The sequence below is a fragment of the Seohaeicola saemankumensis genome, assembly GCF_042678485.1.
GTDB lineage: Bacteria > Pseudomonadota > Alphaproteobacteria > Rhodobacterales > Rhodobacteraceae > Seohaeicola > Seohaeicola saemankumensis.
The window spans coordinates 391205-412117 of the sequence record NZ_JBHTKR010000002.1; the positions used below are offsets into that span (position 1 = coordinate 391205).

A 20913-nucleotide genomic window follows, 5' to 3' on the forward strand; every position below is an offset into this window, starting at 1 on the left:
TATTCGGGCATTCAACGCGCTGCAATGCGACGCGCGGGAGACGCGAGACACCCATGAGCGATATCACCCTGACCCACAGGACCCAGCCGGGTTGGCGCCGTCTGATCGCGCCCCTGCTCAGCCCCTGGTCCCTTGGGGCCCTGGTGATCGCGGCCATCGTGGTGCTGCCGATCCTGTCCGTGGTCTGGATTGCATTGACCCCGGGTGAGAACATCTGGCCGCACCTGATCTCGACCACCTTGCCGCGTTATCTGAAGAACACGGCGGTCCTGATGCTGAGCGTGGGTATTCTGGCGGGGCTTGTCGGCACAGGTGCCGCCTGGCTGGTGTCGCGTTACCGCTTTCCGCTGTCGGGCTGGCTGGAATGGCTGCTGTTGCTGCCACTGGCGATCCCGGCCTATGTCGGGGCCTATGCGCTGGTTGACCTTTTCGAATATGCGGGTCCGGTGCAGACATGGTTGCGCCATGTGATGGGCTGGACCACGTCGCGCGATTACTGGTTCCCGCCGATCCGGTCGATGGGCTCTGCCATTTTCGTGCTGACAGCGGCGCTTTATCCTTATGTCTACCTGCTGGCGCGCGCCGCCTTCCGCGAACAATCCGCCGCCGCCGAAGAGGTGGCCCGCTCGCTGGGGGCAGGGCCATGGGGCCGTTTCGTCCGCGTGGGCCTGCCACTGGCGCGCCCCGCGATTGCGGCGGGCATGGCCATCGTGATGATGGAGACAGTCAACGATTTCGGCGCCGTCGATTATTTCGCGGTGCAGACCCTGACGACGGGGATCTTCAGCGTCTGGCTTGAGGCCGGGAATGCGGCCGGGGCCGCACAGATCGCATCTGTGGTGCTGGTGCTGGTGATCCTGCTTGTCGGGCTTGAGAAATCCAGCCGCCGCCGCATCCGTTTCTTCAATCTGTCCACCCGCCACCGCGCGGTCGAACGCGTGGCATTGCACGGTCCGGCCGGCTGGGCCGCCACGCTGCTGTGTCTTGTTCCCTTTGTCGTGGGCTTCGTGCTGCCCGCCGGCGTGATCCTTTACCATGCGCTGAACAATGCGGATCGCTGGGCTGATCCCGCATTGCTGCGCGCGCTGTTCAACACCCTGACCGTCGGCGGGATGGCCGCGGTCGTGACCGTCCTGGCGGGGGTTTTCATGGTCTATGGCGTGCGCCTGTCGGGCCACCGACTGCCTCGTTTGCTGCTGCCACTGACGACGATCGGCTATGCGGCGCCGGGTGCGGTGCTGGGGGTGGGCTTGCTGATCCCGCTGGCGGCGCTGGATCATCGGATCGCCGACACGGTCGAGGCAGTGACGGGCATTGATGTGGGCTTGCTGTTGACCGGATCGGCCACCGCCTTGGTGCTGGCCTATACTGTGCGCTTCTTCGCCATAGCCCAAGGGGCGGCCGATGCGGCGATGGGGCGCGTGTCGCCCAGCCTGCCGATGGCCGCGCGGTCGCTGGGTCGCAGCCAGGGTCAGGTGCTCGGGCAGGTCTATTATCCGCTGATCCGGGGCTCTGTCGCCTCGGCCCTGCTTCTGGTTTTCGTGGATTGCGTCAAGGAACTGCCCGCCACGCTTCTGTTGCGTCCCTTCAACTACAATACGCTGGCGACGCGGGTTCATGATCAGGCCAGCCTTGAAAACCTTGGCGACGCAGCCCCCGCCGCGATCCTGGTGATCCTGGTAGGGTTGGCGGCCGTGGGACTTTTGGCAAGAACCAATCGATAGCGCGCAAACCCACTTGCCACCCGCGACGCGATTGCGTAAATCCCTGCCCAATGCCCCTATAGCTCAGCTGGTAGAGCAACTGATTTGTAATCAGTGGGTCCGCGGTTCGAGTCCGTGTGGGGGCACCAAAAAATCAAATAAAATCAGCGTGATAGTCGTCATTGGGGAAGCTGTTGGGCGACCTCGTTTTGATTTGTCACCGGATTTGTCACCGAATTTTTAACATCGAAACACCCCCGGATTCGTCAATTAAGACAGTCCCAATTTCTGCGAATTTCCTCATTTTCCGAGACCGCTAGCCCCCACCATCAGGATCATGGGACCTGCAACACCAACCTCGCGAGTTGATCCATAGACTGCTGTGGCTTATCCCCTTCCAGGCGCAAGGAGTGTGGGATCCGACATGAAGGGCGGAGAGCGGACTTTCGCTGCGGGGGGGCGTGATGGTCAGCTACCCGGACTTTTCTGCAATTGAGCTCGACAGGCCAGATGGCCGCTTGGCGGCCTTCAGCGGCTACGTAAAGCTGGAAAGGCTTACCGATTAGCCACTTGGAAAAAGCGTGCTGCCAGTCTCAGTGAAAGATCAGCCACAAGCCCCATGCGATCAGCAAGCCTCCACCCAGTCTTGCGACCTGTTCGCCCCGGGGGGCGAGTTTTTCCAGGGCAACGATCCCCGAAAGGATCGCAATCGTCGTCAAGCTCATGACGCCGCCGACGAACAATACCATCATCAGGGACCAACAGCAGCCAATGCAGTAGTATCCGTGCTTGAGCCCCATTTGGAATGCCCCCCTGCGGCCAGCACGCCAGTTCGTCAGCAAGAAGCCGATTGGAGTTCTGCATTTGCGCAGACATACGGCCTTGAGCGGGGTCAGCTGAAAGATGCCTGCTGCAATGAGGATGCCGCCGCCGACCAATGCCCCCTGAACTCTCAGCATATGTGACAGGACATCTGCACGTTGGAAATTCCATTGCAGGGCTGTCGCTGCCAAGCTGAACAGGGCCCAGGTGAGAAGATACGCAGCTAGGAACCAGCGATTTGCATGAGGGGTTTCAGAGTCACGTCTCACCGCGATCCGCCGATGGATCACCAACATTGGAATGGCCGAAGGCAACATCATCGCGCCCATCATCACTGCCCACATCAGCCAGACGGCAACGACCTCCTTTACCGCCCAATTAGACGTCATCGGCATCATCAGGCTGATCAGGGGAGAGGACATGTTGGCCACTGACCAAAGGACAAGAACCCAGCCAGTCATCGACAGGACAACAAGGGCAGCTAGGCCGTTCCGCATGTCAGGGCCATTCGCAGGGTTGGGTCTGATCGCCATTTCTTCCAGATCAGTTCCAGTAGGCGAAATCGGTCGCGAACCCGCAGCGCTCAGAATAGCTGAATGCCAGTGGGGCATCTTCGACTGTCAGGCTCGAGACGGATTCCTGACCCGGGTGATCGTGTCCTGGAATCCCGCAGGATACCAGGCCATCAAATTCAAAGTCTCGCACGACCTGCGCAGATGCTGATGTCCCGACTTTTATAGTTTCGACTCCAGCGGTGTGGTCAAGTCGGATTTCAGCACGCTTGATCCCGAGGATCCTCGAAAAATTTGCTGTCACACCCAGATTTCCGCCGGTCTGGCCACTGAAGATTTGGCTCAGAGCATCGAACTGTGGCTGCGTAGCGGTTTCGTCGATGTAGATAAACACGGACCAGATATCGTCGCCCACATCATCGTTATAGGTCCCTGCGATTGACACACTCAGGCCCGACAGATCGATGCTATCCATGCGTCCCTTGGTGATGCGCCACGACAGAAGGAAATCACAATCCCCGTATGTCGAGCGACCACCGGGAATCTCCCCCTGCCGCCGACAGGGGCAAACAGCTTCACAGTTACACGCCTCATAGTAGCTTCCTGCGATATGATAGGTCCGTGGTTCATCCATGTCCTGCCCCTAAAGCTGAAGTGCACCTCTGGAGGCAGATGAGGCGATGTCATCCTCGGCCAGCAGATACTTTACGTTGGGGCAGGTACGTTTCGATGGCAAGCGAAGACGCTTCAACCAGATCGATCGCGTCCGTTTTCGACGACTGACCGAAAACCGCCATTTGTGCGCCGTGCAGCATCGGTCAGAATGGGCACGGAGCAGACATTCGCTGCATCAACAACGAACGTCCGGTTAGGGCCGATGACGGTCCTTCACTGCGCGAACTGCCAAGTTCTGGTATGCGGGACGAAGTGAGCTTTCGCTGCGGCTGCACCAAGGACCGCTTCTACGAGGTGCCATCAGTGACATATGAGGCACCGCATGTTACGCTGCAACGGCAATTCAAGATGACTGGCCCTATTAGATGACCATTTATCGAGACTCTTTTCCGCCCAGCAATGTCGACCTGTTCTTGGCCTATACCGGGATGGAAACCGACTTGATATTCAATCAGGGCGTAGACCTGCCCGGCTTCGCTTCATACCCTCTTATGAAAAGCACAGAGGGACGAGAGCTTCTCAAAGGGTATCTGAAAGACCTGATCGCTTTAGGCAAGGAAGCGGATGCCGGAGTCATTCTTGAAAGCCCGACATGGGTCGCAAACCGGGATCGGGGGGCTGCAATTGGATACTCCCCCGACGACCTCAAAAAGCTCAATCAGGACGCCATCTCCTTGATGGCGGCTGTCCGGTCGGAGAGCGATTACAGCCCGACGGTCATCAGCGCGAATATCGGACCGCGCGAAGATGCCTATGCCCCGGAAGCTCAAATGACCTCGGATCAGGCAGAGCGCTATCACGCGGAGCAAATATCGATATTGGCAGAAACTGATGTGGATGTGATCAGCGGATACACTCTGGCGTATCCATCCGAAGCGATTGGCATGATCAGGTCGGCCCGCCGGTTTAGGCTCCCGGTGGTCATCGCTTTCACAGTGGAAACTGATGGACGGTTGCCAACCGGAGAGTCACTCGCGCAAGCAATATCGGAAGTCGATGCCGCGACTGACGGTTATGCAGCCTACTTTATGATCAACTGTGCGCATCCTGAACATTTTTCGTCAGTTCTTGAAGGTGCGCCGTGGATGCAGCGCATAAAAGGTATCATTGCCAATGCCTCACGCTGTAGCCATGCCGAACTTGACGAAGCCGAAGAGCTAGACGACGGCAATCCGACCGAGCTGGGCGCACAATTGGCTGATATCAGGCGACGGTTCCCTCACATTCAGGTTTTGGGAGGTTGTTGTGGCACAGACATGCGCCACATGAGCCAGATCGCAACTGCCGCCCGTACAGCTTAAGCCGACAATCGCCGCGCAGTAGCGTCGCGGATCTATGGGCTCAAAGCAGACCTTCACTGCATCAGCCGCGAATTACCGCTATGGGCCGAAAGCGCCACGGTCGATTTGGGCCGAAAGCGGACGTTCGCTGTACTCTGCACGAAGGTCAATTATGCAAACTGTTCTGTTCTTTAACCTGCGCTGCCAGACCATCCCCAAAGCGGGCTATCGCCAGCTGACCTGCCGGTTCCAATCTACAAGATGCGGCTGGGCACGGACCCGGGAAAAGAGAAACCGCTCTGCGTTCTGTCGCAGTTCTTTGTCCGACAGCCTGGAACCTGTGGGCGCAAGGCTTGATGACTGCGGGACAAGGCATGACGGGCTTTTGCCCTGCCGCGCGACATGCCCAATACGCGGAAATAACAGCCGTTGCCCGCGTCACGCTTTCGCCAAAACCCGTGCAGTCCGATATTTCTTGCCAGCCTGCGACCCGCGTGAGACGCTTTGCCTGATCTCAAGGAGCCTGTTTCATGCGTATGGCCTTTACCCTGGATGACCTGCCGGTCTACCCCCATCTTGCGCTGCCGGACGGCCATACGCCCCATAGCGTCGCGGCCCTGATCATGGCTTCTCTTGCCCGGAACGGCGTGTCGGGTGTGTTTGCCCTGGCCAATTCCTGGCCGCTGGATGTTGATCCTCAATATGCGCGCATCCTGGATGATTGGGTCGCGGCTGGCCACCATATCGGCAACCATACCCATACCCACCCTTTGTTGAACGAGACGGCTGCGGCGGCATTCATTCACGACGTTTCCGTTGCTGATGAATTGCTTGCCCCCTGGATCAGCAAAGCCCCGCTGCGCGCTTTCCGGCATCCGCTGGATTTTTGGGGCAATACGGAAGAAAAGCGTGTTCAGGTGAACGCGCATCTTGATCGGCTGGCGTATCGAAGCGCGGATGTCACCAGTTGGTTCTACGAATGGGAATGGGACCGCGCCTGGCAGTATTTGCTGCAAACCGGACGCCTGGAAGAGGCCGAACGCCTGAAGGCAGAGTTTGTTGACTATGCCGCCGCGCAGGTCGCGCATGATGCCAAGACCTGCAGAATGGTCTTTGGGCATGACGTCATCGGTATCGGCCTTATCCACCCGCTGACCTTCTTTACCGAGGTTGCGGATGCGTTCTTTGCCCGGCTGTTCGCCGAAGGTGTCACGTTTGTGCCGCTGTCCGATGCTTTGGATGATCCGGCCTATCTGCGGTCAGGAACGATCGTCACCGACGCTTTTCAGGTCTACCAGATCAAGATCGCTGCTGCCGATGGCCGGGTACTGGATGCGGTTCCGCCAACGCATAAAGCGCTGATGGAAAGGGTGTTCGAACTGGGAACACCGCTGCGACCGCCGCGTCGCGGGATGCTGGTTCAGAACAGGCGTGCGCGGGCGAGCTGATCGGCAAAGGCGGGGATGGCTTGCCGCATCGTCGCGGTGAAAAGCGCCGATGCACCGCGCGGCGACCCCTATGCCGGAACTGCGCGTTGTGCAGAGGCATTGCATGCCTTTGCTTCGGGCTGAATACGGCAAAAGGTTTTGTGTTTCCCGATCAGGTCCAGGTTTGTATGCTTGATGGCAATGAAGGCGGGCTGTGCCGCAGGCCGGCAGCAAGGACGGGGTCAGGTGTCATGAAGAAAATCACGGCGATACTTCTGCTGTCGCTTTTCGTGCCGGGCGTTGTCTTGGCTGACCCGGCAACAGAGTGTGGCGGAAGCAGTCAGGTCGAGATCGGCGCATGCGTTGCACAGACGCTGCAGCGGGTGGACGCGACAATTGATATCTACCTCGGCTTCGCGATCGGCTCGGCGCAAGAACTGGACGAGATAACAGGCCGAACCGTGGCTGTTCCCGCGCTTGAGGCCGCGCAGGCGGCTTGGTCCGCGTATCGCACGGCACAATGCGACTATGTCGGCGCGACCTTTGGCGGCGGATCCGGGGCCGGTATCGCCACCGACGCGTGCAAGATCAAGCTGGGTCGGGACCGCGCGGAAGAGCTGTTGCGCGACCTGCAATAGGGCAGGATGAAACATGCACCGCTGCCTTCACCGCGGACGCGGAACCATCGGGCAGATTCGGAATACTGCATGGCCGCCGCTACCCTGAGGGGTCTTCTCAGGACTGGATAGGTCCGCAGGGCCGCTTCGCGGACCGGCCAGACACCGGAAGCATCGCATCCGCAAATCGCCTTCGCCCGTTTGCCGCCCTTCAGGATGCACGGCCTGCGACGCGCATTTGTTCTTTCAGCTCCGCCTCCCAGGTGTCCATGTTCTCACGCACCAATTTGGAATAGATGCTGTTTTCGCTGTGTGGGTCGTCGCTGTCCAGAAAGGCTTGTGCCGTTTCAAGCATGGTCTTGCGGTCAAAATCCTCGAAAACACCTGTCATGCGTTCGGCCTGCTCGCGCGGGTGGCCTATTGCCTCGAAGACCGATCGCGCGGCGCGGATGGAACTGTCATAGGTCTCGCGGATAATGTCGCGGCAGCCTGCCGCCCAGAGTTCGTAGACATGCCAGCGGTCGATGGCGCGGGCGACGACATGCACCTTGGGGTGGTGTTCATGCATGTATCGCGCCAGTTCGGTGGCGGCATGCCTGTTGTCGATGGCGATGACCAGTACCCTTGCGTTTTCAATGCCCGCCGCCTGCAGCAGATCGGGGCGTGTGGCGTCGCCGAAATAGGCGCTCAGACCGAAGCGGCGCAGCATGGCCAATTGCTCATGGCTGTAGTCGACCACGGTGGTCTGGTAATCGGCTGCCAGCAAGGCGCGATTGACGATGCCGCCGAACCTTCCGTGGCCGGCGATAATGATCCTTGAGGCCGACTCGATCTTGTCCGCTTCGCCGTCCTGCTGGCGTGAATAGCGCGGCGCGATCATCTTGTCGTAAATAATGAACAGTGCGGGCGTCAGCAGCATCGACAGCGCCACGACCAGCAACAGGATGTCAGCCACCGCAGGGGGCACCACGGCACTGGCCACCGTGAATGAGACAAGGACGAAGCCGAACTCGCCGGCTTGGGCAAGGCCCAGTGCAAACAACCACTTGTCGCCCCCGGCCAGACGGAAGACCCGTCCAAGCCCCAGCATGACCGCGCATTTCAGCGCGATCAGGCCAAGGGTCAGCCCGGCGATCAGTGCCAGGTTCTGGCCGAGCAGCGCAAAATCGATACTGGCGCCGACGGTTATGAAGAAAACGCCCAGGAATATCCCCTTGAACGGCGCGATGTCGCTTTCCAACTCGTGTCGGTATTCGCTGTTCGCCATGACCACGCCCGCCAGGAATGTACCCAGCGCGGGTGACAGGCCCACCATTGTCATCAACAGGGCGATGGCCAGGACCATCATCAAGGCCGTGCTGACGAACAACTCGCGCAGGCGCGCCCGCGCCACATAGCGAAAGATCGGCCCGGTCAGGTAGCGCCCCGCCAGGATAACCAGCCCGATTGCCGCAAGCGTCACCAGCGCGGCCTGCCAGCCGGGCAGCCCGTCGACCATGTTGAGGTTCAGCGCGGCCCCCCCATGCCCGCCGCCATGCTGTTCGTCGCCGTGATGCAAAGCCTCGGTCAACGCGGGAAGTGCCAGAAGCGGGATAAAGGCCAGCATCGGGATCACCGCGATGTCCTGGAACAGCAGCACCGAAAAGCTGGCCTGTCCCCCATCGCTGCGCATCAGGCCCTTTTCGTTCAGCGTCTGCGTGACAATCGCGGTCGAGGAGAGTGCAAAGATCAGGCCGATGGCCAGCGCGATGGTCCAGGCCTGCCCGAACAGCAGCGCCACCGCCATGACCGCCAGCGCCGTGATGCCAACCTGCAGGCCGCCCATCACGAAGATCCGCGCCCGCATCGCCCACAACAGTTTGGGCTGCATCTCCAGCCCGATCAGGAACAGCATCATGACCACACCGAATTCGGTGAAATGCTGAAGCGCGACCACATCCACCCCGGCCCCGTGCAGCACCGGCCCGATCGCGATGCCCGCGATCAGGTAGCCAAGCACCGACCCCAGCCCGAACCGCGAGGCCAGCGGCACCGCGATCATTCCGGCCAGGAAAATCGTGAAGGTGATGAACATGAATTCAGCGGTCATTGCGGTGCCTCACATGTGTTTGGGCTTGGGCGCGTCATTGCGCCGGTGCCAGGTGGTGCCGAGGAGAGCAGCCGAATTTGCGTGCATAGTCGCGGCTGAAATGGGTGGGGCTTTCATAGCCCACGTCAAAACTGGTCGCCGAAACCGACCGGCGGCCGTCCCGCAGCAGGGTCTGTGCCTGGATCAGGCGCAAGTCCTTCTGGTATTGCAGGGGCGTGGTGCCTGTGACCGACTTGAAATGCGCGTGAAAGGATGACGGGCTCATGCCGACAAGCTGGGCCAGATCGGCCACGACCAGCGGTTCATTGAAATTGGTCCGGATCCGGGCGATGGCTTTCGCAATCCGGCTGGCGTGACTGTCCACCGCCAAAAGGTTCCGCAACATGCCGCCGATGGGCGACATCAGAAGCCGGTAGTGGATTTCCCGCAGGATCATCGGGCCAAGCACCTGCGCTTCCAGCGCGTTGTCCATCAGGCGCAGATAGCGGGCCAGCGGTTCGATCCATTCCGTCTGTGCGGTGCCAGCCGTCAGCGCGCGTGCGCCCGCAGCGTCCGACACGGCCTCGCCCACCTGTTCGTAAAGGCTGCGGATCGTGCCCAAATCCAATGTCATGACCAGCGCAAGATAGGGCGTCTCAAGGCTGGCCTCGGTGATCCTTGAGGTGACCGGAAGGTCATGGCTGACCAAAAGCGCATCCCCCCGCCGCAGCGAGACGGATTGTGATCCGATATGGGTCTCTTTGCTTCCCCGCAGAATCAGACAGATGACCGGATTGTAGACCACGGCCTCGAACGCGCTGACCCTGTCACGTTGCACGATATGCAGATGAGGTAGCGTTTTCGCTGATTTCCTGCAGCAATCTGCAAGGCTGCGTTTCGCCAAAGCTTCGATCTGTTCAAGCAACATCGCCATCTCCTTGCTTGACAGGTGTAGCAATACCCGAGGTTCAAATCAGCAAGGAATGTGACGGTCTGGAGGAATTGGCAGGTTTTACGGAGGAACGGGCAGGAAGGCCCGAACGCGCGACCCTATGATGGGACCCACCACGACATATCACCATCACATATCAGGAGACGATCCATGAACGCAGCCCAGCCCAGCTTTCCACTCACTGCGGATATGTCGATACCAGCGGTCGGGTTCGGCACATATCTGATTGCCGATGATGCGGCCCCTGCGGCGGTTTCGGCAGCTCTGTCCTGCGGCTATCGCCATATCGACACGGCATCGGGCTATCGCAACGAAGCCGGTGTCGGCGAAGGTATTCGCCTGGGTCTTGCGGCGGCGGGGCTGGCGCGGGACGCCCTGTTCGTCACAACCAAGCTCTGGCCCGGAAACCCGGCCTGGGGCGATGCGCCCAAAACCGGCGCGCAGACCCTTGCCGAATGCGACGCCAGCCTGAAGCGATTGGGGCTTGATCATGTCGATCTCTACCTCATCCATGCGCCCTGTGGCGGCGACCAGCGGCTGGACCAGTGGCGCGCTCTCTTGCAGCTGAGAGATGCCGGAAAGGCGCGGGCCGTCGGGGTGAGCAATTTCAATATCGGTCACCTGCAAGAGATCAAATCCGCCGGCCTGCCCATGCCCGACGCAAACCAGATCGAACTGCACCCCTGGTCGCAAAAGCCAGAGCTTGTTGCCTACATGGCGGATCACGGGATCGCGCCCATCGCCTATAGCAGCCTTGCACCGCTTTCGACCTGGCGGTCAGAGCCGGGCCAGGCCAGCGCCAAGACAGACCAGATGCGGGCCGACGGGATCGTCTTTGCGGAACTGGCCCGCAAATACGGGGTTTCCGAAGCGCGGCTTTTGCTGCGCTGGGGGGTGCAGAACGGATATGCCGTGCTGCCCAAAAGCCTGAACCCCGCCCGCATGGTGCAAAACCTCGACCTGTTCTCCTTTGCCATCGACGATGCGGATTTCGCGCAAATGGCCGCGATGGATCGCGGCGATGGCGTCGCCTGGGCCTCGGGCGATCCGAGCAGGTAAACGCCGCCAGCGTATCTTCGGCCTGATCTTGTCCTGCCGGTCCTGCGCGGGGCCAGGGCCATGTTTTTTCGCGAAGGGTGCATATTTGCGTTCGCGGTATGCCGCGCAATCCATATAACGATCCCCGGAGAGATTTTCTGAGGAGGAGAAAAACCATGACATTTTTCAACACGATCACCACGGCACTGGCCGTCACCGGCCTTTGCGCCGGGATCGCATCAGCCGAAACGCGGATCACCTACAAATCGGCCAAGGCCGGGTCTTCCTACTATCAGATGGGCGTTGAGCTGGCCGAGGCGATGAAGGTCGGGACCGATGGGGCCGTGATCGTCACGATCGAGGAAAGCCAGGGATCGGTGCAGAACGTCATGGAAGCACGCGCACGCGGCGCCGACTATGTGTTCACCACCCCGCCGTCGCTGGTCGGGCTGGCGCAGGCCGGCAAGGCGATGTTCGAGGGCAAGGGCGATCCCAAATTCGACGAGATCCGCGCCCTGTTCCCGATCCCGTCGCTGACCATGCATTTCGTCATGTCCGAAGAGAGCGGCGTGACCGACATCACCGGGCTTGAGGGCAAGACCATCCTGCTGGGCAAAGGGTCTTTCGGTGCCACGGAAGGCGAGAAATACATCGGCCTTTTCGGACTGACCGACAAGGTGACAATTGCCGATGCGGAACTGTCGAATGCGGTCGCCGCGCTGAAGAACGGCCAGATCGACGGTTTCGTGACCGCCGGATCCTGGCCCGCCCCCAACGTGATCGAGGCGGCCGCCTCGACGCCCGTCACGGTCCTGTCGCTGACACCCGAGCAGGTCGCGGCAACCAAGCGCACCAGGCTGACGATCCCGGCCGGCACCTATGCCGGTCAGACCGAAGATATCGTGACAACCTCGCTGCCGGTGGTCGCTTATACCACCACGCAGATGGATGATGACACGGCCTATGCCCTGACCAAGACCTTCTGGGACAGCAAGGCCAGGATGGCCGATACCGCGCCCTGGTGGGCCGGCGTCGATGCGGCGCTGATCGCCACCATCGAAGGCAAGATCCACCCCGGTGCGGTGCGTTACTACAAGGAAGCAGGCATCGCGCTGACCGACGCGCAGATGTAAGCGCCGATTGAGGCGCTTCAGGGCGCAGCCCGTGCATGGCACGGCGCTGCGCCCGAACCGAAACCTGTCCGAAAGCACGCGCGATGGAGATACTTCCCAAGGGTCGTTTTGCGGCTGCCTTCTGGCTTAGCCTTGCGGTGGCGCTTGTCGGCTATCACCTGGCGCTGATTTTTTCCGGGCTCGTGCCCAATCTGGTCAGCAGACCGCTGCACATGGCCTTCATCCTGCCTTTTGCGCTGGTGCTGGGGGCGCGCTCGCGGGCGCATTGGCTGTCGGGTATCGTTCTGGCCGCACTTGGCGTGGCGGCCGCGCTATGGATCGCGCTCAACAATGACCGGCTTGGCGATCAATACGGGTTTCTCGAGGGGAATTTCCAGATCGCTGTCGCCGTGGTGCTGTTGCTGGTCACGCTGGAAACCGCGCGGCGCACGATCGGCTGGCCGCTGCCGCTGGTGGCGCTGGCGGCATTGCTCTACGGGCTTTACGGGCAGCATATTCCGGGCCAGTTCGGCCATTCCGGCACCCCGCTGGAAAGCTACCTTGGCACGCTGACCATTGCCGAGGGCGGGATCTGGGGCAGCCTGACCGGCGTGTCGGTCGGTGTGGTGTCGATCTTCGTGATCTTCGGTGCGGTGCTGAACGCGGGCGAGGCCGGGCAGGGGTTCATGAACGTGGCCACAGCCGCCGCCGGACGGCTGAAGGGCGGCGCGGCCAAGGTCTCGGTCATCTCCTCGGCGCTGTTCGGCTCGATCTCGGGCTCTGCCTCGGCCAATGTCGCCTCGACCGGGGCGATCACCCTGCCGGCCATGACGCGGCTGGGTTACCCCAAACGCCTGTCGGCGGCGGTCGAGGCCGTGGCCTCCTCGGGTGGGCAGATCATGCCGCCGCTGATGGGGGCAGGGGCCTTCGTCATGGTCGAACTGACGGGCGTGCCCTACACGCAGATCATGGCCGCCGCGATCCTGCCGGCATTCTTGTATTTCATGGCCGTCTGGGTGGGCATCAACGCCTATGCACAACGCTACGACCTGAGCGGCGTCGCGGCCGAGGATCATCCCGCCCTGCGCGATGTCATCGTCACATCCATGTTCTTTCTTGTCCCTTTCGCGGTCCTGCTCTGGGGCATGTTCGGCACGCGTTTTACCCCGGAATATTCAGCCGCAATGGCCATCCTGTCGGGTTTCCTGCTGCTGTTCATCAACGGGAATTTCGAAAGTCGCAGCAGCCAGATCATCGAACGGCTGATCATGGCCGTGATGACAGCAGCACGGCAGGTGTCGCTGATCGCGTCAATCATCCTGTGCGCGTCCATCATCATCGGGGTGCTGTCGATCACCGGGCTTGGGGTCAAGATCACCTCGCTGATCCTGGAGGGATCGGGCGGGTTGCTGTGGCCCTCGCTGTTGCTGACGGCGCTGGCCTGTCTGCTGCTGGGGATGGAGGTGCCGACAACGGCGGCCTATGTGATCTGCGTTTCGGTGGCGGGGCCGGCATTGACGCAACTGGGGCTGGAACCGTTGCAGGCCCATCTTTTCGTGTTCTGGTTCGCACTGCTGTCCACGATCACGCCGCCGGTCTGCGGCGCGGTGTTCATCGCCGCCGGCATGATTGGCGAGAACTGGCTGAAAGTGGCGCTGACCGCCATGGCGCTGGGTGTCGGTCTCTACATCATACCGCTGGGCATGATTGCCAACCCGGACCTGCTGCGCCTGGCCGAGAGCCCGCTGGCCGCAATCATTGCCGTGATCCGTGTCGGGATCGGCCTGATCCTGATCTCGAACGCGATTATCGGCACGGCGCATCCGGTGCTGCGCCTGGTCATGGTGGCGGCGGGTCTTCTGCTGGTCTTTTCAGGCATCTGGATCTGACACCTGCGGCGCGGCAGCGGGGACCGAACCACGCGATAAGGCGCGCGGATCGGAAAGGGCCCCCGGCAGTTTCGGGGCCAATTTGCCATGGTCGCGCCTTTCGACACGCGCCCCCCTTTTCTGCCGGTTCGTTTCGGGGCACAAATACCGTGAACGCTGCCCCCTTGCGGCCAAATCGGCCAGGGGGGCAGGTCAGGTCGCGGTATGGTGCTGTGTGATGCCCAGTTGCGGGTGATGTTGCAGGCGTGATCGAGCGTGTTCCATTTACAAGGTGATCCGAGTTAGCCCTTGTGTGCCCCTTCCGGCGAATGCCCGAGGCACGAGAAAGGCCATGATATCGTCTTCCCGGAGGTCCGGTCAGCGACCCATCTTCCGAGGCAGGCCATCGATCGCCAGGAACCTGGGTGTAACGGATAAACGAGCGGGGAAGACAGGATGCCTGACGTGGACGCGGAGCAGATTCCGAAATCGGTAACATCAGCCGGCGTTGCATGGGCCAGTGTGGTGTCTTTCACCACGACCTGCGCCATTGTCTATCTCTACCGACCCTTCGACCATATCGTGCCATCTGCCCTGTTTGTCCTGGGCAGCATGGTCGTCACGATATTCGCGGTGGATGTCCTGGTCTACAAGGTGCATCGGCGCGCTTCGACCGGGATGGATTATGCGCGCCCCGACCTCTCGCTGCGACGCGGATTGACGAAGGTTCTGGGCCTTTACGCGACCTTCGGGATCATCGCGCTGCTTTACGCGATCTTTCCCGTCTATCAGAACGACAATTACCAGCAGTTCATTTCACTGGCGCAAAGGCTGATCTTGCCCGTGGCGATCCTGGCGCTGCCCTATATCCTGATCGTGGACATGTACCAGAAATCTCCGAAGGACGGGTATTGGCACATCGGGCAGATCGTGACGCTGAATTGGGGCCAGGTTGACCGGGCTGTCGCCTGGGGCCACATGCGCGGCTGGATCATCAAGGGGTTCTTCCTGCCGCTGATGTTCGGGTATTTCTGCGGGTCGCTGGACACGTTCATGCGCTACGATTTCAACGCGGTCGAGGATTTCGTGGCGCTTTACGGATGTCTCTATACGCTTGCGTTCTTCTACGACCTCAGCATTGCGACGATCGGATATGCCACGACCTTCCGGCCGCTGGATACCCATATCAGATCGGCTGAACCTACGGCGCTTGGCTGGATCGTCTGCCTGATGTGCTATGCCCCGATCTGGGACTTCGTCTCCGGAAGCTATCTGAACTACGACACGGATTGGCAATGGGGCGCCTGGCTTTGGGACGATCCGGTTCTCTATCGTGTCTGGGGCATGCTGATCCTGATGTGCCTGAGCGTCTATATCTATGCATCAGCGCAATTCGGATGCCGGTTCTCGAACCTGACCCATCGCGGCATCATCACCAGCGGTCCCTACAGATGGACCAAGCACCCCGCCTACGTTTTCAAGAACATATCGTGGTGGCTGATTTCGATCCCCTTCATTCCGGGCGACGGCGCGCCGGAAACCGCGATCAGGAATTGCCTGCTGCTGGCCTGCGTCAGCGGCATCTATTTCCTGCGCGCCAAGACCGAGGAACGGCATCTGTCGCAGGACCCTGACTATGTTGCCTATGCCCGCTGGATCGAAAAATATGGAATCTTCAGCTGGGTACCCCGCATCCCCTATATGGGCTGGGTCGGCTACAAGGTCTGAGCTGGGCGGCTGAGGGCGCGGGACCGGACCGGGATCACGGGCTGACAGGCATGGCAAAGCCCGTCTTGACCCGGTCCATCACGGCACTGGTGCGAAACCGCAGGACATTGTCCTCGGCAAAGAAATAGCGGCGCGTGAAATCCTCGTAATCGGCCATGTCGCGCGCGGAAATGATCAGAAAGAAATCAGCGTTTCCCGTGACATAGTAGCATTGCATGACCTCTGGTGCGGCCTGCATGCGCGCCTTGAAACGGTCAAGATCGGCCATGCGCTCGTTCTGCAAGGTGACCTCGACGATCAGGATCAGCCCGCGACCCACGCGATCTGGCCGCAGGATGGCGATCTCGGCCTCGATCACGCCCGAGGCGCGCAGTTTTGCCAGCCGTTTGCGGCAGGCATCGGGCGAGAGGCCAACCATGGGGGCCAGCGCCTCGGCGGTCAGGCGCGCGTTGTCCTGCAAGGCATCAAGAATAAGGCCATCGAATCTGTCCATGCCCGCAGCATGGCGTAAAATCCGACCACGGCGAAGCCCCGGTCATGCTGTGGGCCGGTTTTTTGCCAATCAGGCCCGCCGCGCGCCGATTTCCGGCCTGCATCGGGGATTAGTTTCCGGGAATGGCCTGCCGCCCTGCGCTAGGCTGGCAGGCAGACAGGCGCAGTGATGAGGGCAACCATGATCGACCGATGCGACAACCCCTGGCGCGGGCAGGGTCTTGCGATCGATGCGCCATGGCCCCACGCCGATGCACGCGCCGTGGCGCGGCTTCTGGCCCTTTGTCCCGCCCATGCCCCGACGCCGCTGCGCGATTGCCCTGCGCTTGCCACGCGCGCGGGTGTCGCAAAGCTGCATGTCAAGGACGAGCGCGGGCGCATGGGGCTTGGCAGTTTCAAGGCCCTCGGGGCCGCACATGCCATCGCGCGGCAGGCCGCCGCCGCGGTGCAGGGCGACCGGTGGGACAGGGCATTGACAGACCGCAGTTATGTCACGGCCAGCGCGGGCAATCATGGGCTGTCCGTCGCGGCCGCCGCCCGTTTGTTCGGTGCCCGCGCGATCATCTACCTGGCCGAAACCGTGCCACAGGCCTTTGCCGCCCGGCTTGAGGCGAAAGGCGCGAAGGTCATGCGCGAAGGCGCCACCTACGAGGACAGCATGGCCGCCGCCGAACGCGCCGCGCGCGCGCAGGGCTGGACCCTGCTGTCTGACAGCTCATGGCCGGGCTATACCGAACTGCCTTTGCTGGTGATGGAAGGCTATCTGCAACTGGCCGATGAGGCTGCGGATCAGATCGACGCGCCGCCCAGCCACATCCTGTTGCAGGCAGGCGTTGGTGGCATGGCCGCCGCGGTGGCCGCACTTGCCCGCGCCAGATGGGGGGATGCACCACAGATCATCGTGGTCGAACCCGCCGCCGCCCCGGCGCTGATCGACAGCATTCGCGCCGGTCATCTGGTGGACAGCACGGGGCCCGTATCCAACATGGGGCGGCTGGATTGCAAGACCGCGTCGATGATCGCGCTGAAGGGGCTGTCGCGCGATGCCGATCTTTTCGTGACCATCAGCGATGACGAGGCCGCCACCGGTGCGGCGATCCTGGCCGACCACGGGCTTGCGACCACACCCTCCGGCGGGGCGGGGTTGTCTGCCTTGCTGGCGGGGCTTGACCTTGGGCGCCGCGCGCGGGTGCTTGCGATCCTCAGCGAGGGGCGCGAGGATGGCTGACCGATCGTTGATCTTCCCCGCGCAAGAATACCGCGACCGCACCGCAAGATTGCAGCAGGAAATTGCGCGAGCGGGCATGGACGCACTGTTTTTGACGGCCCCGGCTGATATCTTCTATGTCACGGGATTTCTGACCCGCTTCTGGGAAAGCCCGGCGCGGCCCTGGTTCGTCGTGATCCCGCGCAGCGGCGATCCGGTTGCCGTGATCCCCGCCATCGGCGAGGCGCTGATGGCGCGCACCTGGATGCCGCAGATCCGGACCTGGGATGCGCCCGATCCGCGCGACGACGGGATCAGTCTGCTGGCGGATGTGCTGGGGGATCTGGTGGCCGAACAGGGCTGCATCGGCCTGCCGATGGGGCTTGAGACGCATCTGCGGATGCCGCTTGGCGATTACGCCGACCTGTGCCGCAGGCTTGCGCCGCGCCGCTTCGCGGATGCCACAGGCGTCGTGCAACATGTGCGCGAGGTCAAATCCGCCGCCGAGATTGCCAAGATCCGGGCCAGTTGCGTGATTGCCGGCCGTGCCTTCGACGCCGTGCCGCAGATCGCGCGGCGGGGGCGCGGCCTTGACGTCGTGTTTCGCGACTTTCAGGTGCTTCTGCTCCGGGAAGGGGCCGATTGGGTCAGCTATGTCGCGGGCGGGGCCGGGCCGGATGGCTATGGCGATGTCATCTCGCCCGCTGGCGCGCAGCCTTTGCAGGACGGGGATGTTCTGATGCTGGACACTGGCGCGGTGCGCGAAGGGTATTTCTGCGATTTCGACCGCAATTTTGCCATTGGCGCCGCCTCGGATCTGGCGCGCCGCACCCATGCCGCGCTCTGGCAGGCGACCGAGGATGTGTTGCAGGCCCTGCGCCCCGGCATGCTGGCCTGTGATGCCCATCGGATGCTGTGCGACGGGCTGACGCGCCGGGGCGCGACACCGGGGGCAGGGCGGCTGGGGCATGGGTTGGGTGTCACGCTGACCGAATGGCCTTCATTCACGCCCCTGGACAGAACCGAACTGCGCGAAGGGATGGTTCTGACGCTGGAACCCGGCGCCGCCACCGCGGATGGACGTATCATGGTGCATGAAGAAAACATCGTCCTGCGGGCCGATGGGTGTGAATTGCTGTCGCCGCGCGCGCCGCATGACCTGCCGGAGATCCTGTGATGTCGGGCTATCCCTATCGGCTGACGACTGGGCACACCCCCACCCTGGGGTTGATCGTGCTGCAGGTCGACGAAACGATTGAACAGGATTTTCGCCGCCTTCTTGCACCGGAACAGGTCAAGTTGCATGTCAGCCGCGTGCCATCGGGCGCGGAATTGACGCCTGATACAATTGCCGGGATGGAGGCTGAACTGGCCCCGGCCGCAGCACTGTTGCCGCCCGCGGCCCATTTCGATGCCGTCGGCTATGCCTGTACATCTGGCACCACGCTGATCGGGGCCGCGCGCGTGCATGCGCTGGTGGCGCAGGCCGTGCAAACCCGCGCCGTCACCGATCCCCTGACCGCCGCCCTTGCCGCGATCGACGCGCTTGGGCTGCGACAGGTCGGCATCGTGTCGCCTTATGTGGCATCCGTTGCAGGGCCGATCCGCCGCGCCTTCGAGACCGGCGGGATAAACGTGCCCGCAACCGTATCCTTCGGCGAAGAGGTCGAGGCGCGCGTCGCCCGGATCGATCCGGTCTCGATCGCGGATGCGGCGCGCGATCTTGCGCGTGATACTGCGCTGGACGGCCTGTTTCTGTCCTGCACCAATCTGCGAACACTGGACATCATACCCACGCTCGAGGCCGAACTGGGCCTGCCGGTCCTGTCATCCAACCAGGTGCTGTGCTGGCACATGGCGAAACTGGCAGGAATCGATGCCGGACGCCAGGCGCCGGGCCGGATATTCGCGCCGGGCCGCTGATCCGCCCAGGCGCCGCCCCTTCCGCAGCAAAGTCCCGAAGTGCAAGCGTCAATTCCGACGGGAATGCGGCGCTTTGGGCGTTGTTTCGCGCAACTGTGGCAGAATTCGGCAGGACACCGCCCGCTTTTTTGCAAGAGGACGGAAAAGACCCAACTCTGGCCTGATCTTTGCCAAGTTCGGTCGGCAGGCTCAGATCAGAGCCTCGGATGATCCGAGCCGTCGAGGAGCAGAGAATGAACGATCGGGCAAGCCGACTTCATGTCAGAGCCAATGGCCGCGCGCGGGGCCCCCTTGCGAAGGCCGGGGCTGCGGCAGCAATGCTGGTGGCCGCATGCACTCTTTTTGCAGGGGCAGGGCCGGCAAAGGCCGCCTCGGATCATTTTCTGACGGCCCGGATGACCGTCTCATCGCCGGCAGGCGCCAAGAACCTGTGCGCGCGTTATGGTTGGGCCTGTTCAAGGTCCAGCGCGCCGACCCCGATCGCGGGACCTGATCTGGATCTGGCGATCCGGATGAACCGGCAGATCAACCGGCAGGTCAGCTCGATCTCGGATCAGGGGCAATACGGACGTGCCGAATATTGGGCCTTGCCGACAGGGCGGGGCGGTGATTGCGAGGATTTCGCCCTGATCAAGAAAAAGCGCTTGATCGAGGCCGGGATCGATCCGCAGATGTTGCTGATCTCGACCGCCCTTGACCGCAACCGCAATGCCCATGCCGTGCTGATCATGCGTACCGTCCATGGCGATTTCGTGCTGGATAACCTGCGCGATGAGGTGCTGCACTGGCGTCAGACCGGATATACCTATTTGCGCATGCAGGATCCGGCCAACCCGTCGCGCTGGACGGCCGTCATTGATGGTGGGATCCTGCGCAACGACACCGCTGTGGCAACACCGCGTCTTGTCCAGCGGGCAACCCCCGTGGCTGCCGCTGTGGCAGCTCCTGCGGCGGTCCTGTCAACGGCGTCATCAGCCCGGTCATCCGTGCCTTTCGAACCGTCCCGCTGAACCGGCTTCCCTGCAGGATGACCCCTGCCGGTCATGTCCGGCGTCAGTCGGCCGTGCCGCGCCCTTCGCAGCCCTCACGCCTATCCGAGGTCTGAACGGCGCGGTCGATCCCGGTTGGCGACGAAAAAAGCGGCTGATCCGCCGCATCGTCAAGCCAGGCCGGGATATCCAGCAGCAGAAGGTCATAGCAATCCAGTCGGGCCCCGGCATCAGGGGCTTCCGCGCATTCCAGATAACGATCCAGGAAGGCACGCTTTATCCCTGTGGGATCGGTCACCTGCGCGCTGGCCTGGGGGGACATCAGTACCACGGTCAGTCCCGCAGCAAGAAACACCTGTTCGACCATCGCGCCGGGCTGTGTGTGGAACCGTCTGGATGTCATTTCACTATCGCTTCTTGCAATTTGTCGGCCTGGTCAGGACAGCCTGGCCGTGAACCCAGCCTTATGTGGCGCGGTTGAGGCCGGATCGGCCGATCAT

General features: G+C 61.9%; 18 protein-coding genes and 1 tRNA gene. 13 read left to right on the plus strand and 6 right to left on the minus strand.

What is annotated here, in order from left to right; all coding sequences use genetic code 11:
• Nucleotides 1-53: 53 nt before the first annotated feature.
• Both ACFQ3C_RS05760 and ACFQ3C_RS05765 read left to right on the plus strand, forming a co-directional pair.
• Entirely contained in the window at nt 54-1724 is a 1671-nt protein-coding gene (locus tag ACFQ3C_RS05760; protein ID WP_380789533.1) for an ABC transporter permease, read from the plus strand.
• Between the two features lie 52 nt (nt 1725-1776).
• Nucleotides 1777-1852: transfer RNA gene (locus tag ACFQ3C_RS05765), tRNA-Thr, on the plus strand.
• Between the two features lie 444 nt (nt 1853-2296).
• Here the strand turns inward: ACFQ3C_RS05765 and ACFQ3C_RS05770 are convergent.
• Nucleotides 2297-3058 (minus strand): DUF2182 domain-containing protein, encoded by a 762-nt coding sequence (locus ACFQ3C_RS05770; protein ID WP_380789534.1) that lies wholly within the window; start codon nt 3056-3058, stop codon nt 2297-2299.
• Nucleotides 3059-3068: 10 nt separating this feature from the next.
• On the minus strand, nt 3069-3671 hold the full coding sequence (locus ACFQ3C_RS05775) for a DUF1326 domain-containing protein (RefSeq protein WP_380789535.1): 603 nt from the start codon (nt 3669-3671) through the stop codon (nt 3069-3071).
• A 406-nt stretch (nt 3672-4077) separates the two neighbouring features.
• On the opposite strand from ACFQ3C_RS05775, the gene ACFQ3C_RS05780 reads away from it, so the two are divergent.
• The 3 genes from ACFQ3C_RS05780 (at nt 4078) to ACFQ3C_RS05790 (ending at nt 7057) form a co-directional block, all read left to right on the plus strand.
• On the plus strand, nt 4078-5013 hold the full coding sequence (locus tag ACFQ3C_RS05780) for a homocysteine S-methyltransferase family protein (protein ID WP_380789537.1): 936 nt from the start codon (nt 4078-4080) through the stop codon (nt 5011-5013).
• Nucleotides 5014-5528: 515 nt separating this feature from the next.
• Nucleotides 5529-6440, plus strand: a complete 912-nt coding sequence (locus ACFQ3C_RS05785) for a polysaccharide deacetylase family protein (RefSeq protein WP_380789818.1) — start codon at nt 5529-5531, stop codon at nt 6438-6440.
• 230 nt (nt 6441-6670) lie between these two features.
• Nucleotides 6671-7057 carry a lysozyme inhibitor LprI family protein gene (locus ACFQ3C_RS05790; protein WP_380789538.1) on the plus strand — a complete coding sequence of 129 codons (387 nt, stop codon included), beginning with the start codon at nt 6671-6673 and terminating at the stop codon, nt 7055-7057.
• 190 nt (nt 7058-7247) lie between these two features.
• Here ACFQ3C_RS05790 and ACFQ3C_RS05795 read toward each other — a convergent pair whose 3' ends face one another.
• Nucleotides 7248-9125 (minus strand): cation:proton antiporter domain-containing protein, encoded by a 1878-nt coding sequence (locus tag ACFQ3C_RS05795; protein WP_380789539.1) that lies wholly within the window; start codon nt 9123-9125, stop codon nt 7248-7250.
• Nucleotides 9126-9159: 34 nt separating this feature from the next.
• Nucleotides 9160-10038, minus strand: coding sequence for an AraC family transcriptional regulator (locus tag ACFQ3C_RS05800; protein WP_380789540.1), 879 nt, complete (start codon nt 10036-10038; stop codon nt 9160-9162).
• 207 nt (nt 10039-10245) lie between these two features.
• Here ACFQ3C_RS05800 and ACFQ3C_RS05805 point away from each other — a divergent pair, with 207 nt between their 5' ends.
• From ACFQ3C_RS05805 to ACFQ3C_RS05820, 4 genes are all read left to right on the plus strand, one after another.
• Nucleotides 10246-11115 (plus strand): aldo/keto reductase, encoded by an 870-nt coding sequence (locus ACFQ3C_RS05805; RefSeq protein WP_380789542.1) that lies wholly within the window; start codon nt 10246-10248, stop codon nt 11113-11115.
• A gap of 155 nt (nt 11116-11270) precedes the next feature.
• On the plus strand, nt 11271-12227 hold the full coding sequence (locus ACFQ3C_RS05810) for a TAXI family TRAP transporter solute-binding subunit (protein WP_380789543.1): 957 nt from the start codon (nt 11271-11273) through the stop codon (nt 12225-12227).
• A gap of 83 nt (nt 12228-12310) precedes the next feature.
• Complete coding sequence (locus ACFQ3C_RS05815) at nt 12311-14095, plus strand: TRAP transporter permease (RefSeq protein ID WP_380789545.1); 1785 nt, start codon at nt 12311-12313, stop codon at nt 14093-14095.
• Between the two features lie 435 nt (nt 14096-14530).
• Nucleotides 14531-15802 carry a methyltransferase family protein gene (locus ACFQ3C_RS05820; RefSeq protein ID WP_380789546.1) on the plus strand — a complete coding sequence of 424 codons (1272 nt, stop codon included), beginning with the start codon at nt 14531-14533 and terminating at the stop codon, nt 15800-15802.
• A 34-nt stretch (nt 15803-15836) separates the two neighbouring features.
• Here ACFQ3C_RS05820 and ACFQ3C_RS05825 read toward each other — a convergent pair whose 3' ends face one another.
• Nucleotides 15837-16295, minus strand: coding sequence for an Lrp/AsnC family transcriptional regulator (locus ACFQ3C_RS05825; RefSeq protein ID WP_380789547.1), 459 nt, complete (start codon nt 16293-16295; stop codon nt 15837-15839).
• A 168-nt stretch (nt 16296-16463) separates the two neighbouring features.
• Here ACFQ3C_RS05825 and ACFQ3C_RS05830 point away from each other — a divergent pair, with 168 nt between their 5' ends.
• The 4 genes from ACFQ3C_RS05830 (at nt 16464) to ACFQ3C_RS05845 (ending at nt 20434) form a co-directional block, all read left to right on the plus strand.
• On the plus strand, nt 16464-17522 hold the full coding sequence (locus ACFQ3C_RS05830) for a pyridoxal-phosphate dependent enzyme (RefSeq protein ID WP_380789548.1): 1059 nt from the start codon (nt 16464-16466) through the stop codon (nt 17520-17522).
• A complete protein-coding gene (locus ACFQ3C_RS05835) occupies nt 17515-18678 on the plus strand; it encodes a M24 family metallopeptidase (RefSeq protein ID WP_380789549.1) in 1164 nt (387 codons plus the stop codon). The genes ACFQ3C_RS05830 and ACFQ3C_RS05835 overlap by 8 nt, the downstream gene beginning before the upstream one ends.
• Nucleotides 18678-19424: a maleate cis-trans isomerase family protein gene (locus ACFQ3C_RS05840; RefSeq protein ID WP_380789550.1), complete on the plus strand. Its 747-nt coding sequence runs from the start codon at nt 18678-18680 to the stop codon at nt 19422-19424. The genes ACFQ3C_RS05835 and ACFQ3C_RS05840 overlap by 1 nt, the downstream gene beginning before the upstream one ends.
• 395 nt (nt 19425-19819) lie before the next feature.
• On the plus strand, nt 19820-20434 hold the full coding sequence (locus ACFQ3C_RS05845; RefSeq protein ID WP_380789551.1) for a transglutaminase-like cysteine peptidase: 615 nt from the start codon (nt 19820-19822) through the stop codon (nt 20432-20434).
• Between the two features lie 43 nt (nt 20435-20477).
• Here the strand turns inward: ACFQ3C_RS05845 and ACFQ3C_RS05850 are convergent, their stop codons facing one another.
• On the minus strand, nt 20478-20816 hold the full coding sequence (locus tag ACFQ3C_RS05850; RefSeq protein WP_380789553.1) for a hypothetical protein: 339 nt from the start codon (nt 20814-20816) through the stop codon (nt 20478-20480).
• Nucleotides 20817-20913: the final 97 nt, after the last annotated feature.